The organism is Enterobacter sp. Acro-832 (assembly GCF_011752745.1).
Lineage (GTDB): Bacteria > Pseudomonadota > Gammaproteobacteria > Enterobacterales > Enterobacteriaceae > Enterobacter > Enterobacter quasiroggenkampii.
The window spans coordinates 67,894-87,541 of the sequence record NZ_VWWX01000005.1 but is presented as its reverse complement, the minus strand read 5'-3'; the positions used below and the strand labels follow the sequence as shown (position 1 = coordinate 87,541).

At 54.9% G+C, this 19,648-nt stretch carries 18 protein-coding genes; 6 read left to right on the top strand and 12 right to left on the bottom strand.

Features of this window, described 5'->3' with window-relative positions:
• Positions 1-50: 50 nt before the first annotated feature.
• Positions 51-860: a pyrroline-5-carboxylate reductase gene (gene proC, locus F3J31_RS17610; RefSeq protein WP_032656527.1), complete on the top strand. Its 810-nt coding sequence runs from the start codon at positions 51-53 to the stop codon at positions 858-860.
• Positions 861-876: 16 nt separating this feature from the next.
• Here the strand turns inward: proC and adrA are convergent, their stop codons facing one another.
• The 6 genes from adrA to F3J31_RS17580 all read right to left on the bottom strand — a co-directional run bounded on the left by adrA (position 877) and on the right by F3J31_RS17580 (position 6,545).
• A complete protein-coding gene (gene adrA, locus F3J31_RS17605; RefSeq protein WP_167214449.1) occupies positions 877-1,980 on the bottom strand; it encodes a diguanylate cyclase AdrA in 1,104 nt (367 codons plus the stop codon).
• A 102-nt stretch (positions 1,981-2,082) separates the two neighbouring features.
• Complete coding sequence (psiF, locus tag F3J31_RS17600; protein ID WP_167214446.1) at positions 2,083-2,403, bottom strand: phosphate starvation-inducible protein PsiF; 321 nt, start codon at positions 2,401-2,403, stop codon at positions 2,083-2,085.
• 90 nt (positions 2,404-2,493) lie between these two features.
• Positions 2,494-3,909, bottom strand: coding sequence for an alkaline phosphatase (gene phoA, locus F3J31_RS17595; protein WP_045909807.1), 1,416 nt, complete (start codon positions 3,907-3,909; stop codon positions 2,494-2,496).
• Positions 3,910-4,008: 99 nt separating this feature from the next.
• On the bottom strand, positions 4,009-4,269 hold the full coding sequence (gene iraP, locus F3J31_RS17590; protein WP_023293178.1) for an anti-adapter protein IraP: 261 nt from the start codon (positions 4,267-4,269) through the stop codon (positions 4,009-4,011).
• A gap of 209 nt (positions 4,270-4,478) precedes the next feature.
• Positions 4,479-5,693: a multidrug efflux MFS transporter gene (locus F3J31_RS17585; RefSeq protein ID WP_126534519.1), complete on the bottom strand. Its 1,215-nt coding sequence runs from the start codon at positions 5,691-5,693 to the stop codon at positions 4,479-4,481.
• Between the two features lie 168 nt (positions 5,694-5,861).
• A complete protein-coding gene (locus tag F3J31_RS17580) occupies positions 5,862-6,545 on the bottom strand; it encodes an extensin family protein (protein ID WP_167214443.1) in 684 nt (227 codons plus the stop codon).
• 103 nt (positions 6,546-6,648) lie between these two features.
• Between F3J31_RS17580 and ddlA the strand changes: the two genes are divergently transcribed.
• The gene (ddlA, locus tag F3J31_RS17575) at positions 6,649-7,749 is read left to right on the top strand and encodes a D-alanine--D-alanine ligase (protein ID WP_032674239.1); all 1,101 of its coding nucleotides are present in this window, start codon (positions 6,649-6,651) and stop codon (positions 7,747-7,749) included.
• Here the strand turns inward: ddlA and F3J31_RS17570 are convergent.
• Complete coding sequence (locus F3J31_RS17570; RefSeq protein WP_032656524.1) at positions 7,746-7,982, bottom strand: DUF2754 domain-containing protein; 237 nt, start codon at positions 7,980-7,982, stop codon at positions 7,746-7,748. The two genes, ddlA and F3J31_RS17570, sit on opposite strands and share 4 nt — an antisense overlap.
• Before the next feature lie 247 nt (positions 7,983-8,229).
• Here F3J31_RS17570 and F3J31_RS17565 point away from each other — a divergent pair, with 247 nt between their 5' ends.
• Positions 8,230-8,529, top strand: coding sequence for a DUF2755 family protein (locus F3J31_RS17565; RefSeq protein ID WP_008503287.1), 300 nt, complete (start codon positions 8,230-8,232; stop codon positions 8,527-8,529).
• Here F3J31_RS17565 and F3J31_RS17560 read toward each other — a convergent pair.
• From F3J31_RS17560 to F3J31_RS17550, 3 genes are all read right to left on the bottom strand, one after another.
• Positions 8,526-9,623, bottom strand: coding sequence for a DUF1615 domain-containing protein (locus F3J31_RS17560; RefSeq protein ID WP_032674238.1), 1,098 nt, complete (start codon positions 9,621-9,623; stop codon positions 8,526-8,528). The genes F3J31_RS17565 and F3J31_RS17560 overlap by 4 nt on opposite strands.
• A 14-nt stretch (positions 9,624-9,637) precedes the next feature.
• Positions 9,638-10,858 carry a peptide antibiotic transporter SbmA gene (sbmA, locus tag F3J31_RS17555; protein WP_032646127.1) on the bottom strand — a complete coding sequence of 407 codons (1,221 nt, stop codon included), beginning with the start codon at positions 10,856-10,858 and terminating at the stop codon, positions 9,638-9,640.
• 114 nt (positions 10,859-10,972) lie between these two features.
• Entirely contained in the window at positions 10,973-11,506 is a 534-nt protein-coding gene (locus F3J31_RS17550; protein WP_167214439.1) for an isochorismatase family protein, read from the bottom strand.
• Positions 11,507-11,710: 204 nt separating this feature from the next.
• Between F3J31_RS17550 and ampH the strand changes: the two genes are divergently transcribed.
• Positions 11,711-12,871: a D-alanyl-D-alanine-carboxypeptidase/endopeptidase AmpH gene (ampH, locus tag F3J31_RS17545; protein ID WP_032638396.1), complete on the top strand. Its 1,161-nt coding sequence runs from the start codon at positions 11,711-11,713 to the stop codon at positions 12,869-12,871.
• Between the two features lie 2 nt (positions 12,872-12,873).
• On the opposite strand, the gene F3J31_RS17540 is transcribed toward ampH, so the two are convergent.
• The gene (locus F3J31_RS17540) at positions 12,874-13,497 is read right to left on the bottom strand and encodes a helix-turn-helix domain-containing protein (RefSeq protein ID WP_167214436.1); all 624 of its coding nucleotides are present in this window, start codon (positions 13,495-13,497) and stop codon (positions 12,874-12,876) included.
• 95 nt (positions 13,498-13,592) lie between these two features.
• Positions 13,593-16,367 (bottom strand): autotransporter outer membrane beta-barrel domain-containing protein, encoded by a 2,775-nt coding sequence (locus F3J31_RS17535; RefSeq protein WP_167214434.1) that lies wholly within the window; start codon positions 16,365-16,367, stop codon positions 13,593-13,595.
• A gap of 453 nt (positions 16,368-16,820) precedes the next feature.
• Here F3J31_RS17535 and hemB point away from each other — a divergent pair, with 453 nt between their 5' ends.
• Positions 16,821-17,795 (top strand): porphobilinogen synthase, encoded by a 975-nt coding sequence (gene hemB / locus F3J31_RS17530; protein ID WP_045909816.1) that lies wholly within the window; start codon positions 16,821-16,823, stop codon positions 17,793-17,795.
• Positions 17,796-17,922: 127 nt separating this feature from the next.
• On the top strand, positions 17,923-19,623 hold the full coding sequence (locus F3J31_RS17525) for a lysophospholipid acyltransferase family protein (protein ID WP_167214431.1): 1,701 nt from the start codon (positions 17,923-17,925) through the stop codon (positions 19,621-19,623).
• The last annotated feature ends 25 nt before the right edge of the window (positions 19,624-19,648 follow it).

Below are 19,648 nucleotides of genomic sequence, written 5' to 3'. Positions count from 1 at the left end.
TTGTTAAGCTATCAATCAGAGAAAACAACGCATAATGACGGAGAATCGTGATGGACAAGAAAATCGGGTTTATCGGCTGCGGTAACATGGGCAAAGCCATCCTTGGCGGTCTGATCGCCAGCGGGCAGGTGTTGCCGGGTCAGATTTGGGTCTATACCCCGTCACCGGACAAGGTCGCCGCGTTGCGCGATCAGTACGGGATCAACGCCGCCGAAAGCGCGCAGGAAGTGGCCCAGGTCGCCGATATCGTCTTTGGCGCCGTCAAGCCGAACATCATGATCAAAGTGCTGAGCGACATTACCTCCAGCCTGAATAAAGAGACGCTGGTGGTGTCGATTGCCGCGGGCGTCACGCTCGATCAGCTGGCGCGCGCGCTCGGCCACGACCGCAAAATCGTCCGTGCGATGCCAAACACCCCTTCACTGGTCAACGCCGGCATGACCTCCGTCACGCCTAACGCCCTGGTGACCTCAGAAGACGTGGCGGATGTACTGAACATTTTCCGCTGCTTCGGTGAAGCAGAAGTGATTGCCGAATCGATGATCCATCCGGTAGTCGGCGTCAGTGGTTCTGCGCCTGCGTATGTCTTCATGTTTTTAGAAGCGATGGCCGATGCCGCCGTGCTTGGCGGAATGCCGCGCGCCCAGGCGTATAAGTTCGCCGCGCAGGCCGTCATGGGCTCCGCCAAAATGGTGCTGGAGACCGGCAAACACCCGGGTGAACTGAAAGATATGGTCTGCTCCCCTGGCGGTACCACCATCGAAGCAGTGCGGGTGCTGGAAGAGCGCGGATTCCGCTCGGCCGTCATTGAGGCCATGACAAAATGCATGGAAAAATCAGAGAAGCTGAGTAAATCCTGATTGCTTCAGTCGGGCGTCAGGCGGCCACTTCGGTGCGGCTGCGCCCGGCATTTTTCGCTCTGTACAGCGCCACGTCAGCCGCCTTTAACCATTCCCGATAATGTCCAAATTGCGGTCCCCAGGGGGCAACGCCTACGCTGATGCGCAGCGCCTCTTTTGGCGCGCACGGTAGCGACAGCGTTTCCAGCCGCTCATGCACCCGGGACATCACGGCGATCGCGCTTTCCGCCGCGGTCTGCGACATAATCACCGCAAACTCATCCCCGCCAAACCGGCCGATGGCATCACCTGACCGCACCGACATCTGGAGCTGGCGCGTGATGGCAATGATCGCCTCATCCCCCACGGCGTGCCCCCAGGTATCGTTGATATTTTTAAAGTGGTCGATATCAATCAGCAAAATCGTGGCGGTGCAGTGGTCACGGCGGCAATGCTCAAATTCATTTCGCAGCAGCATTTCCCAGTGGCGTCGATTAAAGACCCCTGTCATGCCGTCGCGTGTGCTCATCATTTCCAGCCGCTGCTTGTGCTCAGCAAGCCTGACGGCGGTGCGGTGGCTGAGCCAGGCAAACAGCATGGGATAAAGCACCAGCACCGGCAGCGTTAAGCCCCACTCCACCGGGTCGGGGTTAAAGACGGCCACGCGGCCGACAAGCGGCAGCGTCACCAGCGCGGAGAGCAGGGTCAACAGGATCCCCGGAATAAACAGACGACAGCCCCCGGAGCCCATCATGTTCATCCCTACCATCATCACCAGCGCCGCCGTGGGTAACGCGCTCATCCCCATCACGCCGATCCAGAGCCCGGCAATGATGGCATCGATCTTAAGATTGAATACTTCCTGCTGATGAGGTGACGCGGCCCGGCAGGATAACTGCCAGGCGAAATGGGGCCAGACGAACGCCCAACCGACCAGTAAAAGCCACCAGCCGCCGGGTAAAAAATGGGTGACCAGCATTCCTGCAACCGGGAAAAACATCACTGCCAGCCCCACGGCGCGCGCCAGCCGAACCCGCCGGGCAAACTGAATGCCAGCGCGGTGAGGGTCATCCTGAGAAAGGGTTAAATTCCACTCTTCCCGAATGCGCTTTTTGTTGTAATACGTTTCATCATTCATCATTTTTGGGAATATTCTGAAACATTTTCCCAAATTATAGAGAGGGGGTCTGCGGGGAAAGTATGAAATTTCGGGTGAGCCGCCGGAGCCGCTCACCCGTTCGAACTACACTTTTTTCTTCAGGCAGGCACTCATGAACTTGCTGCGGTCATCCCCTTTCAGAGACTGTTCGGTGGCCTTGGCATTACACTCGCGCATCTTTTGCTGCTGAGGCGTCAGGCTTTTTTCAGTTGGCTTCGAGGCGCCGTTTTTGAGGCAGTCGCTCATGTAGGTCTTGCGAGCATCGCCCTTCAGACTCTGAGACGTCGCCTGTTGATTACAGGTGGTCATACGCTGCTGCTGCGGCGTTAACGTTTTCTCTTCCGCGTTCGCCGAGGCGACCAGGAACAGGCCGGAGAGCAGAGTAACCAGTAATGTTGTTTTCATTGCACCATCCTTTTGTGAACATTCCCTGTAAGTCTGGTTCGTGACAGGAAAAAAACCACCCGGCAGATGTGATTTCCGCCGGGATTTTTATCATTTCAGACCCAGCGCCGCCTTCATGGTGTAGAACAGATCCGTTTGATCCGTCAGGCCTACCACGTTTGCCGCGTGCGGGCCGTAGGCGGCAATGCGCAACTGGGTGCCCGTGTGCTCCATGGACTCTTCTTCAGAGTTACCGTAGCTCATCACCATGACGGCACCATCTTTGGTGTTCAGCGCCTGCGTCAGGCCAGGGGCTTTGGTATCTGGCGGAATGATCTGGCTGGCGTGCGCGTGGTCCGCGGTGACGATCACCAGGGTGTTACCGTCTTTTTTCGCGAACGCGAGCGCCTTCTGCACCGCTTCGTCCAGATCGACGGTTTCGCCAATCTGACCGCACGGATTTGCCGCATGATCCTGCTTATCGATTGACGCGCCTTCTACCTGCAGGAAGAACCCTTTTTCGCTCTTGCTCAGCAGAGAGATCGCTTTATCGGTCATCGCCGCCAGCGTTGGTACGCTGTCCGTGCGTTTCGGGTTTGGCGTACAGGTCACCGCAGGCTTATCGATATTGCCGTGATACGAGGCTTTTGGACCTTCCCAGCGCACGGGCATGTTGCCGTCGGAGAACAGCCCCAGCAGCGGCTTGTCCTGGTTCGCCTCGCTTATCGCCGCCAGAGCATTTGCGTCACTCACCAACTGATAGCCACGAGCCTGCGCCTGCTCGCGCAGCGTTTTGCCCTGCCATTCGCCCGCCGTCGCGGTTTCCGCGAAGGTTTTCGCGCCGCCGCCCAGCGTCACGTCAGGACGTGCGTTCAGCAGTTGTTCCGTAATCGAGCCTTTCCCGCCTTTTTCCAGCGCATTTGTAGGGCATTTTTCGCTGGTCACTGACGGGCCGTAGCACTTACGCGAGGTGACGTGTGCCACCAGCGCCGCAGGCGTCGCATCCTGAAGTTCAGCGGTGGAGACGTTGCCGGTCGCCAGGCCCGCCGCTTTTGCCATCTCCAGAAGGGTTTGATGATCGTGTTCGTGAATATCCACGCCCAGCGCACCATTATAGGTTTTCACGCCGGTGGACCACGCCGTGGCAGAGGCCGCGGAATCCGTTACGTAATCCGGTTTACCGGTTTTTTTATCCAGCGCGTAGTGGGTATATTGTCCGGTCAGCGGTAAGGCATCGATACCTTTAAAAAAGCCGCCCGCTCCCTCGGCATAATTTCGCGCCGCCGTGATTTCGGAATCGCCCATTCCATCGCCAATCAGCAGAATAATATTTTTTGCCGGCTTCTCATTCAGCGAAGCGCGAATAGCGGCCGTTTGATCTTCTGATAAACGGCGCGCGCCGCCAGGCTGGGTGATATCCCCTTTTGCCGCACGATTATCCAGCACGCTGGTTTGCGTCGTATCTGCATAAATGGCAGGGGTAATTAACAGGGGAAGTAATGCAATGAAAAGTGCGCTCTGTTTCAATTTATTTTCTCCATGTACAAATACATAAAAATAAAAACAGAGCGACTATAGGCATCCTGCATGACAATTCTATGACACGTCGTTACGTCCTGTGACGGTTTAGCTGCGCGGATGCCTTAACAGCTTCTTTACGTACTGGTGGAGCATCTCCGCATCCTCAACCGGTACCTGCGATTCAGGCCTGACGCTCTCCAGCGCGCCTTCCACGCTCTCAATCAACGCCTGCTGATCGGTTTTCGCCATTTGTCGCAGCAAAGCGGTGACCACAATCTCTAGCGCTTCGACCTGAGCCACCAGCTCTTTTGACTCTTCTTCCTTTTGTGCCAGCTTGACCAGCAATTCAGCAATGAGGTTTTTCATCGTGCCAGTTCCTTTTCAGTTTTGTCTGACGTTATCACTCTGAATCCCTATTGCAAAGAGAAGAAATTAATTATGGTATGCAAAAGTGACACAGGAACAAAAATAAAGAGGTAGCGCCGTGAGCGAAACGTTTTTCTATAAAAAGACGCCGCATTTTGTTATATAAAAATGCGGCTACCATAAGAATATATAATACATCTACTAAAGTGTTATCTCGCCGATTTGGCCTCCGCCATTTGTCTGCGGCGTCGCAGCGCAATAGCCAGCTGGATAATATTGATTAAAACAACAATCGCTGTCGCTGCAAATACCCAACGAAAACCGGCCATTGCGGAAACGGATGCGCCAATAAGCGGACCGGCAACATTCCCCAGATACATAAATGACTGGTTATATCCAAAAATTCGCCCCGTCACCTGGTCGCTGGAATATTTGACCAGCAGGGTCTGTACCGCAGGCAACATGGCGCCGTCAGCAAAGCCGAGCAGAAATCGCAATATGCCAAGCTGAAGCGGAGAAGTGACAAACGACATCGCGAAGAAGAGCACCACCGCAAAGATCAGCGTCGCCATCAGGATGCGCGCCGTGCCGATCCTGTCCCCCAGTTTACCCAGACGCGGCGCGGAAATCAGGGCGGATACGCCCGGCACGGCGGCAATCATGCCGCTCAGAAAAGCGATATTCGTGCTATCCGGCTCCATCGACTTGATAAACAGCGCCAGAATCGGACCGACCGAACCGTTGCAGAGCTGGATCACCATGGTGGTCACAAACAGGCTAATCATCAGCCCCGGATAAGGCAGCGAGGCGAAAACGGCCTTGCCGCTGAGGCGTTCAGATTTACTGATAACCGGGCGCCCCCCTTCTTTAATCAGAAAGAGCGTGACCAGAAAACTGACCACCAGCAGGATCGCGGTGATAATAAATACCGCGCGCAGCCCGACGTGATCCGCCAGAAAGCCCCCCAGTAGCGGCCCGCCGATGACGCCGCTGATCTGTGCCGTGGAGAGCGTACTCAGCGCCCAGCCGCTTCGCTCGCGCGGCACCTGAGAGGCGACCAGCGCCATGGCGTTTGGAATATACCCGGACGTCAACCCCATCACCGCCCGCAGGAAAAACAGCTGCCAGACGTTGGTGGCGAAGGCCTGCAGCAGAATGGCAATCGCCATCCCGAGCGAGGCGCGCAGCAGCATCAGTTTACGGCCTTTTCGATCTGCCAGGCTGCCCCACATCGGTGACACAATGGCGGAGACCAGAAACGTGACGCTGAACGTCAGACCGGACCACATGGAAAGCGCTTCATGCGAGGTCACCCCCAGCTGCGACACGTACAGCGGCAGGAACGGTAAAATCTGGCTGATGGCCAGCCCGGTAAAGAAGCAACCGAACCAGACCGAGATAAGATTAACTTTCCAGGATTCCATAACGAAATAGTCTTCATTTTTAGGCGAATTCGCCGACAGATTAGCAAGTTACGCGTGTCAACGTCGCACCAGAGATGCGGCCTGACAGACTTTGGTGTTTTATCTTCCCAGTCATCATATTTGTGAAATAAGTCACAATTCATCCATTTTCTGGCGGAATATTATGCTTTATCGGCAGAGGCCAAAACCGCGCATTCCCAGATGAAAATGGTTAGCATGCGCCGCGTTATACTCCGGCCCCAGGCCGTTCCCGTAGTAGCCACAGCTCGCCGCCAGCATGGCCTTCAGCCAGGGCTGCGTTGTTGTCGCCTTCCAGCCATTCAGCACCGTGACGCGTTCACCGTTCGCCAGACGAAAAGCGGCAATATCCAGCGCCTCCGCCGTGGCATGTTCACTGCGGCGCGCGTCAGGGCGGTGATAAATATTGCGGCAGGCAAAGCTGCCAAGATGGTCGATACGCGCGAGCTCACTGCCCGTATAGCGTTTTGTTAGCGGCCGGGCCTGCTGGCTGATAAAGAGGGCTGAGCTGAGCGCCAGCGGACAGCTGGCAAGAAAGCTGCTGTTCAGGCCGACAGGGCCGAAGTCACGCACGCGCACGACGTTGTTAAGGGGACACGCGCCGCCGCTGTCCGCTACCGGCTGGGTGCGGATGAGATCGCTTTGATTAGCCTGTAACAGCAGGCTCGCGCACGCCTCGGGAGTTAAACGCCGAAGCTTATACTGAGTGATTCGGCCTGGCGGATCGTCAAGCGTCAGCGGCGTGAAAGGGTTGTAGTAAGGCGGCAACCAGCGGTAACCCAGCGTTGCGATGGTCAAAATGATAAATCCGGTCAGCAGCGTTTTTCCTCTCACTCTCCCCCCTCAACATTCCCCAAAACATTATGGCAGAAGGCCGCGAAACACGCAGGGCATCGTGGTATGTTATTGGCTTTTCGTCAGACTGGAAGAGAGTGAGATGGCTAAGCAGCGCGTAGGTATTGTCTTTGGGGGAAAATCAGCGGAGCACGAAGTGTCATTGCAATCGGCTAAAAATATCGTTGATGCGATCGATAAAAGCCGTTTCGACGTGGTGCTGCTGGGCATTGATAAACAGGGCCAGTGGCACGTTAACGATGCCAGCCAGTATCTGCTCAATGCTCACGATCCGGCACACATCGCCCTGAATCCTTCAGAAGTGAGCGTCGCCACCGTACCCGGCGTCGTGAAGGGGCAGCTTATCGACGCCGGCAATGCACAGGCTCTCGCCCAGATCGACGTCGTCTTCCCTATCGTTCACGGTACCCTGGGGGAAGATGGTTCCCTGCAGGGAATGCTGCGCATGGCCAACCTGCCGTTCGTCGGCTCGGATGTCCTCGGCTCTGCCGCCTGCATGGACAAAGACGTGACCAAACGCCTGCTGCGCGATGCCGGGCTGAATATTGCCCCGTTCGTTACGCTCACCCGCGCCAACCGCGACAAACACACCTTCGCGCAAATTAGCGGAGAGCTGGGTCTGCCGCTGTTTGTGAAGCCTGCAAACCAGGGCTCCTCCGTGGGCGTCAGCAAAGTGACCAGCGAAGCTGAGTTCACACAAGCCGTCCGACTGGCGTTTGAGTTCGACCATAAAGTGGTGGTTGAGCAGGGCATCAAAGGCCGTGAAATTGAGTGCGCCGTGCTGGGCAACGATTTTCCACAGGCGAGCACCTGCGGCGAAGTGGTGTTAAACAGCGACTTCTACTCGTACGACACCAAATACATTGATGATAAAGGCGCGCAGGTTGTCGTGCCTGCGGATCTCGATCCGGCGGTTAACGATAAGATCCGGGCGATCGCCATTCGCGCTTATCAGACGCTCGGTTGCTGCGGCATGGCGCGCGTGGATGTGTTCCTGACGGCGGAAAACGAGGTGGTGATCAATGAAATTAACACGCTGCCGGGGTTCACTAACATCAGCATGTATCCGAAGCTGTGGCAGGCGAGCGGCCTGAGCTACCCGGAATTGATCACCCGCCTGATCGAACTCGCGCTGGAGCGTCACGCCGCCGACAGCGCGCTTAAAAGTTCCGTAAACGGTTAATCGGCGCCCTTCGCCGACTCTGCCTCATCCGCTGTCGTCTCTTCAGGACGGCGGCGGATAATCAACCCCGCCAGCCAGAAACTGATAACCCAGGTCACCAGCCCAACGGCATAGGTTTGCCAGCCTTTTGCCTCAAACCCCAGCAGGCCCACGACACCGTTAAGAATAAAGATCAGCCCGATAGCGAAGGCGTAGTAGTGCCAGTCACGGCGTAGTTTGGACGTGAGCTTCATAACAACTCCGGCAGGAAAAAAAGACATCCTCTCACAGTTTTACGACCAGGTCTGTGGCAGATACGGAAATTCTGAAACGCGACGCAGTTTCACTTAAGTTAATAAATTGTGACGTGCTGCAGAAATCAACAATCCAGGAGGATTCCGTCGCGTAAATTACCACGATTCTGATATTGACAAATGCGATGACCTGTCAAACTCACCCTGTACGAAGCGTATTAACAGAGCGATTTATCCGGAGGTCATCATGGCTGACTTTACATTGTCGAAACCGATTTTTGGCGGAAAACCAAAAACCTCCACGGCGGGTAATATCGCGTATGCCCTTTTTGTCCTGTTCTGCTTCTGGGCTGGCTCGCAGCTGCTCAATATGCTGGTCCATGCGCCTGGCGTTTATGAACACCTGATGCAGGTGCAGGATAACGGACGCCCGCGAGTTGAGATTGGCTTTGGCGTCAGCACCCTGTTCGGCCTGATTCCCTTCCTCGCGGGATGTATGATTCTGGGCGTTGTGGCATTAGTGCTGCGTTTTCGCCGCCGCCGTTAAAGCCCCATACAGCGAGCCCGGCGATCGTCCACGCGTTTTGCGAACCACGCGGTGGTCAGGTTACGCGTGATCTTCGGGCTTTCCAGCTGAATACCCGGCAGGATAGCCCTCGGTAACGTTTTCCCGCTTTTCTGCTCTGCAAGCGCAAACACCTTCTTGTACAGATCCGTTTTCTCAAAGGCCAGGCTGTCGCCTTTCTCAAGCTGGCGGCGAATGTCGCTGTTGCTCAAGCCAAGCGTTGTCGATAATTTCCGTACGGCAAGCTCGGTGCTTCCCGCCTCGCTGCTGCCGTAAGCGATGAGATCGCCGTCAAGCGCCAGCTTAACGCCACTTGCGCGGCTGACCGCACTCTGGAATGCCGCATTACGGCTGGCATACCAGCCGGCGTTAAAGTCGGCAAAGCGGTACAGCGGCTCATCGTAGTTCGCCGGGTAGTTCAGCAGGTGATACGTGCCGAACCACAGTCCGCCGCGCAGGGAGAAGACCTCCTGGCGCACCGTACCGTCGATTTTCCACGGATAGCCGTCGGTGTGTTTCTCCGCGAACGCGATGCTTACCTGCATTGGGCCACCGGTATGGACCGGATTCAGTGAGCCAAACAGCTTCTGCCCCATTGGGACCATGCTGATGAAATCATCAAAGATGGCGCTAAGCTGTTTTTCGGTTTTCACCGTATCCAGCCGTTCGCTGTAGCTTTTGCCGTTCGGCGAGGTGATTTTAAGCGCGGTATGCACGAGGAACACCGGGATATGCATGGACTCCGCGCGGCGGTCGATCTCTTTCCAGGCGATTTTATTCAGCCCCGGCACAGCCGGATCTGACTGGTACATCGACTCCTGCTGTGCCACCGCCAGCACCGAACAGATGTTCTCCTCGGTCGGCGCGATCTTTTGGCTTTCAAAGGTTTTTGCCAGCGCGTCTGCCCACGCATTGCGATCTTTCACGCTGGCGGGCATTTTCTGCCGCACAACGCTCGCCACATCAACGGGCTTCTCGCCCTTTTTGAGCGGAGCGGCCCCCTTTTCGGCACAGCCTGCCAGCACAAAAGCGGCCAGAATGGTCAACGGTAACGCGCGCGGTACGGCAAAAGGCATAGCAACGTCCTGTATTAGCTAAATGTGTTAGTGACTTCCTGCAGGTCACGATCGTCCAGCTCGCGTTCAAAGCTGCGCAGACGTTTGTAGATGGACATCAGTTCCACCAGCGTGGTCCAGGAGCTGATCAGGTACTGGAATGAACTTCTGACCTGATCGAAAACGTTAGTAATTTGGGTCATCAGTCCCAGGGTAATTGTCCCTGCAACAATTGACGGGAACAACAGGACTATTCCAAAAACAGTATCGGCCTGAAGATATAAAATACGAGCTATGTTGAAATACATGTAGTGGAAGTAGAGCTTAAAGTAGTTAAAACGGACGTTCTGAAATAACTCTTTTACCGTTGGTGGCGCAGCTCGTGATGGGTCATCCTCACCGTAAACAAGTTCTTTACGGTAAGCCGCTTCCACGCGCTGATTTTTAAATTGTAACCCCGGCAATTTGATCCCCACCACAGCAAGAAGCCCCGTTCCCATAAGAGACCAAACCAGTGCCGCAATAACCAAACCATAGGGTAAATGACCAACAACTGGAAGTTCAGGCACATGGGGTGAAAGTGCAATCAGAATCGGTAAAAAAGCGATAAGTTTCATCACAGCATTAAGCAAGCTGACCCCCATGTCCTCCAGCGTTGAGGCAAAACGCATGGTGTCTTCCTGCACACGCTGTGCAGCACCTTCGATGTGCCGCAGTCGTTGCCAATTTGCCATGTAATATTCGTTCATAGCTGTACGCCAACGGAAAACGTAATGGCTAACGAAGAAATTGTTCAGCACTGCCACTGTTACTGCAATCATGGCAATGCCGGTAAAACTAACGAGACTGGCATAGAGTTCACCAATCGGAACCTTATTCGGGGCGCTTAGCGCTTTTTGGATCAAATCGTAGAAGGGTGCATACCATGCATTAATTGCAACGCTCACTTCCACCATGAACCAGGTAACGAAAATGATCAGTGCAGATCCCAAAATCGACCAAAACTGCCAACGATGCGGAGAATACTTGAACCAGAAGAGCGCAAACAGCCCCACACATACCGTGTAGTAGGCATAAAATACGATAAAGCTGAGCGACCAGAAGCGCGCTGCGCTAATCGGCACCTCGCCTGTCGCCCCCGTGATGCGCGTCAGCCATGCGCCGCCGCCCGCCTGCCAGAAAATGACAGCGATCAGTGCCCAAATAAATGCCGACAGGAAAAAAGGCCCCGGCTTTGGGAAAAAAGACTTAAACATAATGCTTCCTTCTTGTTGTTATGGCTGTTGCTGTGTACAACACGTCACCACACGAAAACCTGCCCGAGCCAGCCTCCCGGCTCCGGCAAAAAGGTCAGACCCGATCGTTAATTATTAGTTCGCTTTCCAGTTTTCAAGAATTGTTTCGGTGCGTTTCACTGCGAGAGGATTCGCCGGCGCAATGAAGTTACGCCAGACGTCGTTGTGATGGTTAATCAGAATCTGTGCGTCAGCAGCCGGGCGGTTGGATGTGGTATGGGCATCTTCCGCCACGGTGATGTGATAACCCCGGCTAACGCCGTTCTTGATCGTCGCATCGACGCAGTAATCGGTGGCGCAGCCGCAGATGACAAACTCGCGAATGCCCTGCTCCCGCAGCAGCGTCTCAAGCCCGGTGTTGTAGAAGGCATCACAGGCCGTTTTGGTCACGTAAAGCGCCTCAGCAGGCTGATGGAGTTCAGGCAGTAGCGCAAACCCTGCACTCCCCTCTTCCAGCCCCCCGGCCTCGGTGTGCTGTATAAAAATCACCGTGTCGGCTGCCTGCGTAAGCTGGTTGATCAGAGAGACACACTTTTCGCGCTGATGACGCGGGGTTTCAAACACCCCGTTCTGCATATCGACAACCATAACCACACGCTTCTCAGACATACCGTTCTCCGTAAAATTGAGTGACACTGGTGCCTATCATAAGCCCGATGTCACAAAATGGGAGATGGCCCGCAAGTAAATTGTTCATATTTACCCATGGTTACGTTTTTCTCGCTATCGTTATGCAATTCGGGGCATTGCACGGTACCGATTAGTAGTATAAATACCCATTACTTTCCTCATTCACTTCATGGATGCTTTTCGTTGAAACGTTGTCTGCTCTCTTTTGCCGCGCTGTGTGCGGTGAGCTTCTCTACCGCCCAGGCAGCCCAACCGCTGACGGCTCCCGTTTTAGCTTCAGATATTGCCGATCGCTACGCGAACCTTATCTATTACGGCAGCGGCGCGACCGGAATGGCGATGGTCGTCATCGACGGAAACCAGCGTGTATTCCGCAGCTTTGGCGAAACGCGCCCGGGAAATAACATTCACCCGCAGCTGGATTCCGTCATCCGCATCGCATCCTTAACTAAGCTCATGACCAGCGAAATGCTGGTGAAACTGCTCGACCAGGGCGTGGTGAAGCTCGACGATCCGCTCAGCAAATACGCGCCGCCAGGTGCCCGCGTACCCACGTATCAGGGGACCCCGATCCGGCTTGTGAACCTTGCTACCCACACCAGCGCCCTGCCGCGTGAGCAGCCAGGCGGAGCGGCGCATCGTGACGTGTTTGTCTGGCCAACGCGCGACCAGCGCTGGAGCTATCTGAGTACCGCCACGCTGAAAGCAGCACCGGGCTCGCAGGCCTCTTATTCAAACCTGGCGTTCGACCTGCTGGCGGATGCCCTCTCAACGGCGGCTGGCAAACCCTACACGCAGCTGTTTGAAGAGCAGATCACCCGTCCGCTCGGCATGAAAGACACCACGTTTACCCCGTCCCCGGACCAGTGCCGTCGCCTGATGGTGGCGGAGAAAGGTGCCAGCCCCTGTAATAACACGCTGGCGGCCGTGGGCAGCGGCGGCGTTTACTCCACGCCGGGCGACATGATGCGCTGGATGCAGCAGTTCCTTTCCTCGGATTTCTACTCGCGCAGCAGCCAGGCCGATCGTATGCAGACCCTGATTTATCAGCGTACTCAGCTGCATCGGGTCATCGGGATGGACGTACCGGGTAAAGCCGATGCGCTCGGCATGGGCTGGGTCTATATGGCACCGAAAAATGGCCGTCCGGGTATTATTCAGAAAACCGGCGGCGGCGGCGGGTTCATCACCTATATGGCGATGATCCCGCAGTCAAACGTGGGCGCGTTTGTGGTGGTGACCCGCTCTCCGCATACGCGTTTCGTCAATATGAGTGACGGTATTAATAACCTGGTGGCAGAACTGAGCGCCAATAAAGCCCAGGTGCTTACCGCGTCCAACTGATATTAATATTCCGTGGGCAAGCGGTTGATGCTGACCAGCTTGCCCCGGCTCATATTGATATAGTTTCCCTGTCGCAGGGCGGCCAGAACTTCGGCAACAACAGAACGTGAAATGCGTGTGCTTTGCTGAATATGATTCATCACACCGATTTTTGAACGCAGCGTTTCATCCCACTCGGCCATATTTAACAGCATCGCGCGGATCTGGTGATAGGAGTTATTGCCCACCAGCTGCATATCGCGTTTTTCAAGAATGTAATTTATCCAGGATAACCAGCAGAAGGCCTCTTTCCACAGGGAATACTGCTGGATCTGTTGACGGGTAGTTTCCGTGGATAAATAAAAACCGGTGCAGGCCGTTTTAGCCATCACTCTGTATTCCTGAGAGTGATTAATGACCACCGTAGACAGCCCGAAAATAAAAGGTGCCGTCGCAATCCCCACCAGCAGCTCATCGGAAGGGCGATAGACCTCAATAATACCGGTTTGTAATACGATCGTGCGAGGCTCAATTGATTCGCCTGACGTAATTAATTGTTGAGGAGCACATGTAAAAGGGGTACTGGCTGCTATTAACCCCTGTTCGAGCCGGCGTAATTCAGAAAGTGGTTTCGCATTAACGTTCATGCAGACCTCAAGTCATCCGTATTTGTCGGTTCAATATTATTTTTATTGCTTCTGTAAAAAGCGGGGGAAGATAACCCCTCCCCCGCTTTTATTCATTACCAGGTATATTTCACACCCAGGTTTGCGCCCCAGTTCTGGTCAACGTCACCGCCGCCCAGATAAGTGGCATCCGTGTAAGCGCTGAAGTTCTTCGTGAAGCTGAACTGGGTGCCCAGCCCAACACGAACAGCGGATCCTTTCACGCCGTTATCAATGCTGTCACCGTTAATATCGGCATTGTTATCGGCGTCGTCATAAACCCAGGCCAGTTTGAAGTAAGGCGTCAGAGCCTGATCGCCGCCGTAGTTGAAGGTATAACCCGTATCAACACCAAGTTCATAACGCAGGCTATCGTAAGATTGTCCATCAACGCGCATGTCATTGCTCAGACGATAGTCATCACCAGACTGGAACAGACCCGATACGGCTGCGTATGGGGTAACGTAGCCAGAGAGGTTTGGTTTCCAGTCATAGCCCAGCTTCAGCCCAAAACCAACAGCGTCGCTGGTGGTATTGCCGTCAACATACTGGCCGTTGCTCATGTTAGCGGAAAGATCGCTGTTGAAGCGGGTGTAGCTCAGGGAGCTGTCGAGGAACAGATCGTTCGCAAACTTCGCTGACGCGTAGATCATCGCCGTCTGGCTATCCTGATCGACCTGGCCGGTACGATCGCTGATATCTCCCTTCGCGAAACCTGCCGCCCCACCGACGATCCACTTCGCGTTATTACCGTCAATCTGGGTATCCAGACCCACCATAATACCGCTCACGTCCTGATCGTAGCTGATAACGCCATTGTCACCGTCGAAATTGCCGCCGAAGTAGCTCACCCACGCTCCGCCATTATCCGCCAGGCCGTGACGGCTGTTGGTCAGACGCGCACCTACGGTATCCTGTTGCAGATTCCAGATATTGGTATTGGCAGAAGGAATGCTCAGCGCCATATTGGCGTAGTCGGTCAGCGCTTTCTGCTGGAGGACAACGGTGTCACCCTGCTGCTGCGCCTGGTAGGTATAGGCCCCTAAATCGGCTCTGTTTGCAGCAGTAAAGCTGGCTGCAGTATCCGCATTATTGTCATAGATGCGGACGATCTCTTTGTTTTTGTAATCAGCAACGGAACCAACTCCGGTCGCGTCATCGATACGGACCTGATAGTTACCGGCGACGTCACCGTTGACCGCCAGATGGCCGTCAGAGTTAATGGCCACTACGCCGTAGTCATAATCAGCGCTGCGCTTATCGTTAGTGATATAGCGTGCGTTGTTCAGATCGCTGTTCAGCACGTAATCACGGCTGGCAACGTTCAGCACGCCGCCATCGGTCAGTACCATATTGTGCGTATCAACCTGACCCAGCCCCAGCGCCAGCTCTGCACCGTTATCCACGGTGATGGTGTTGGCATAGAGCTCGGCCGTTTCTTCCGTCAGCGCCGCACGGCTATCGCTGTCCAGATACAGATGGTCGGTAGCCACGCCGCCGCTGTCGCCGATATTCAATGAGGACGCATTGGTCAGAGTGATGGCATCCGCCAGCAGGCCTGAGTTTTCAACGTTGACCTGAGACTGGTTGTTGACCGTCAGGGTGTCGATGTTAGACACCTTACGGGTATCCCACTCGGAACCGTTGTCCAGCGCGATGTTAAACAGACCGCTCTGATACACCGCTTCGCCCGCAACATGTCCGTTGTCGTCATAGGTGGAGTCCGGCCAAATGCTGTTAGGGGACAGAGCGTTCCAGTCTACGTTGCTGTAGCCCTGGCCATACATCTGCGCCGTGCCGATAGCCTCGACGCTGGACTGTGCTGCGCCGACCCATTTGCTGCCGTTGGTAAGCGTCACATCCAGCTTATCGGTGCCATCCCAGCCGTTGGTGGTTGGGTTATAGATGCCGTCTTCGGTGGTATCGGTTGCCGGATCGCCGTTCGGGTAGAAGTTGTTGTCGAAGGTGCTGGAGAACAGAATATCGCCAGTAACGGTGGAATGATCGAACGTGGCGGTGGTTTGCATCGCGTTATCAGACGCGCTGGCGGCCACAATCAGCGCCGCATCGTCTGCCGCTGTCGCGCTGGTTTCACCATAGTCGCTCGGCTTCGCGGTTTGACCGTAGAATCCGCTGGTACCTAAATCGCTGTACGCACCGGAAGTCAGTACCGAATCTTTCACCAGTAGCGTGTCGGTAAAGACGTTGCTGCTGTTGGCTACGCCTTCAACGCCGTCGTATGGCGTATTATCCAGCTCCTGGTACCCCTGCGTCAGGGTAATCCCCGCGACGTGAGAATTATTCTGGATAACAATATCCGATTCCACATCCAGGGTAATCGCATTACCCAGATCGTACGTATCCAGATAGTGTCTTTCCGTATTTTCCCCATTCACGACATCATACGCATAATGCTCGTACGTATCGTTAAGGGTGGAATTATCAACGGTCAGGCTAAAACGATCGTATTGCGTATGATGGGTGCCATCAGCATCCACGCCATCAGCACACGTGGTGGTCATACACTCAGAAGTAATCATGCCGTTAATGGTGCTATTGGAAATACTCAACGCATTCGCCCGGCCATTGATGCCATCATCCAGGTAGTACGTTGAAATAACACCATTCACGGTGGCTTTATTAATCACGGGATAAATATCACCATCATGGATGGCATCCGAGTAATCCCAGTCGGCATAACCATAATACCAGGGGGTGGACGCTGTATTATCGTATCCGAAGGTATTATATGTCGTACCGGAAATATCCTTCGCATTGGCCTGAGAAGCGATAGCCAGGGTGCAGGCTAATGCAAGTTGAGATACAACGAGTTTCTTTTTCCATGTTTGCATTGGGTCATCCCTCCTCAGGGACGTAAGCAAGTTTGTCCATCAATGAATTTGCAATATTTAATTGCGGAGGGAATTATGCAGTTTCATTTCGAAAAGGTTCAATGAATGTTTCCATTAAGTCCGTATTCAGACAAAAAACACATTCAGACCACAAACCATAAGGCGTCATAAAATAAATATTATAAAAACAGAATGTTAATACACGGCTAAACCAATCGGAAAAACACACCGAAAAATAATAAATCATTTTTAATTATGCATTCATTTCCATATAGAAATAACACGAATATTTCATTCTCCTCTCAGCGTTATACTAACCTGCATTATATATTATTTATGACAGGCAAACTCACCTGCCGCATTTCACAAAAGCAAAATGCCCACTTTAGTAAAACACCCGTCTTCACTTTGATGTACACTAGCCCTCTTTGTTCCACAAACATCAGGCATACCATGACCGATTTAATTGCACGCCCACGCCGCCTGCGCAAGTCACCTGCACTGCGCGCTATGTTTGAAGAGACAACCCTGAGCTTAAACGATCTGGTGTTGCCGATTTTTGTTGAAGAAGAGATCGATGACTACAAGGCCATCGAAGCCATGCCGGGCGTCATGCGCATTCCGGAGAAATATCTGGCGCGTGAGATCGAACGTATCGCTAACGCGGGGATCCGCTCGGTGATGACCTTCGGCATCTCCCACCATACTGACGCGACCGGCAGCGACGCGTGGAAAGAAGATGGCCTCGTCGCCCGCATGTCACGCATCTGCAAAGAAACCGTGCCGGAAATGGTGGTGATGTCCGACACCTGCTTCTGTGAATACACCTCGCACGGCCACTGCGGCGTACTGTGCGATCACGGCGTGGATAACGATGCTACCCTGCTTAACCTCGGCAAGCAGGCTGTTGTCGCGGCCGCGGCAGGCGCAGATTTCATCGCACCTTCTGCCGCGATGGACGGACAGGTTCAGGCGATTCGTCAGGCCCTGGACGCGGCCGGTTTCACCGACACCGCCATCATGTCCTACTCCACCAAATTTGCCTCCTCCTTCTACGGCCCGTTCCGTGAAGCAGCCGGTACGGCGCTGAAAGGCGATCGCAAAACCTATCAGATGAACCCGCTGAACCGCCGCGAAGCGATTCGTGAATCCCTGCTCGATGAAGCCCAGGGCGCAGACTGCCTGATGGTAAAACCGGCTGGCGCGTACCTGGATATCCTGCGCGACATCCGCGAGCGCACCGAGTTGCCGCTGGGCGCTTATCAGGTGAGCGGTGAGTACGCGATGATCAAATTCGCCGCCCTGGCGGGTGCCATTGATGAAGAAAAAGTGATCCTGGAAAGCCTGGGGGCGATCAAACGCGCGGGCGCGGATCTGATCTTCAGCTACTTCGCGCTGGATCTGGCCGAGAAGAAAATTCTGCGTTAATCCGCTTTAGCGCCGGGTGGCGGCTTCGCCTTACCCGGCCTACGCTCTGCTCAAATCTTCACCCAACTGCAATACAACCGACATCTGCCCCTTCTACTGTCTTCGCAAGACGGCAGGAGGAGTGACCATGTTTAGCCTCGATAGCGTTCTCGACGATCTTTGGCCTCAGGCGAGGCCCGCACCCTGGCAAAAAAGTCTGTTAAAAAGACTGTTCTACGAAGACGAATTTCAGCAATTTGCCGCAGCCCACCGCCATCTGAAAGGCCTGGATATGGTGGAGCAGGTTCTGGAACACCTGGATATTCTCTGCACCGTTTCCGCCCGCGATCTCGAACAAATCCCCGAACATGGCCCGCTGGTCATCATTGCCAACCACCCGACGGGTACGCTGGACGGACTGGCGCTGCTGTATGCCGTCTCCCGCGTGCGGCGCGATGTTAAAGTCGTGACCAACCGGATGCTAACCCACCTTGAGCCCCTCAGCTCGCTGTTTATTCCGGTGGACAATATGGGCGGCAGGACGGCGAAAACGTCCCTGGTGCAGATGGAACAGCATCTGCAAAACGCGGGCGTGCTGATCTTCTTCCCGGCAGGCGAAGTGTCCCGCCCCACGCGCAAAGGCATTCGCGATAAAAAATGGCACTCCGGCTTTATCAAACTTGCCGGCAAGCTGCGCGCCCCGCTGCTGCCGGTGCATATTCAGGCGCATAACAGCCTGCTCTTTTATGCCAGCACGCTGGTCTCCCCGACGCTGTCGATGCTGCTGCTGATGCAGCAGATGTTCCGCCGCCGCCACAGCCAGCTGCCGATCAAAATCGGCCAGCAGATTGCGTGGCATCACTGGCACAGCGCTAACCTTTCGTCGCGTGAGATGGCCGAGCAGTGCCGTCAACACGTGATGCGTCTTGGCAAGGGAGTGCCCGGCGTCTTTAAAACCCAGTGCGCCATTGCCCGTCCGGAAGACCGGGCCACCCTGAAACGCGCGCTGGCGCAGGCCGAATGTCTGGGCAAAACCAGCGACGGTAAAACCATCTATCTTTGGCAGCGAAACGGTCAGGAAGACGCCCCGCTGCTGCGCGAGCTGGGCCGCCTGCGCGAGATTGCCTTTCGCGCGGTGGAGGAAGGGAGCGGCAAACGTCGGGACACCGACAGCTACGACGATGATTATCTGCACCTGATCCTGTGGGATGAGGAGGATCTGGAGATCGTCGGGGCGTATCGCTTTATGCCGACGGCCATGCAGATCGAAAAGCGCGGCGTTGAGGGGTTGTACAGCTATAGCCTGTTTCACTACGACGACAAAATGCAGGACGTGCTGGAACACGGCATTGAGCTGGGGCGCAGCTTTATTCAGCCGCGCTACTGGGGGCGCCGCGGCCTGGACTATTTATGGTCCGGCATTGGGGCTTATCTGGCGCGTTATCCGCACTACCGCTACCTGTTTGGCCCGGTCTCGATTTCCGGTGGCTTACCGCCTGCCGCGCGGGATCTGCTGGTCGCCTTTTACCGCCTGTGGTTCCCGGCGACGCATCCGCTCGCCGCCTCGCGCCAGCCGTATCCCGCGTCCCTGCCGGACGTGCTGGCGCAGTTTCGCGGCGTGGATTACGTGGACGATCTGACGAAGCTGAAATCCCTGCTCGGCAATCTTGGCTGCGGCATTCCGCCGCTCTACAAGCAATATTCCGAGCTGTGCGAGCCCGGCGGCGTGCAGTTTATTGATTTTGGCAGCGACCCGGCGTTCAACAACTGCGTCGACGGGCTGGTGCTGGTGGATTTGTGTTACCTGAAGGCGAACCGCTATCAGCGGTATATTGAGGCGCACCTTTAAATGTGCGGTATTCTGTAGGCCGGGT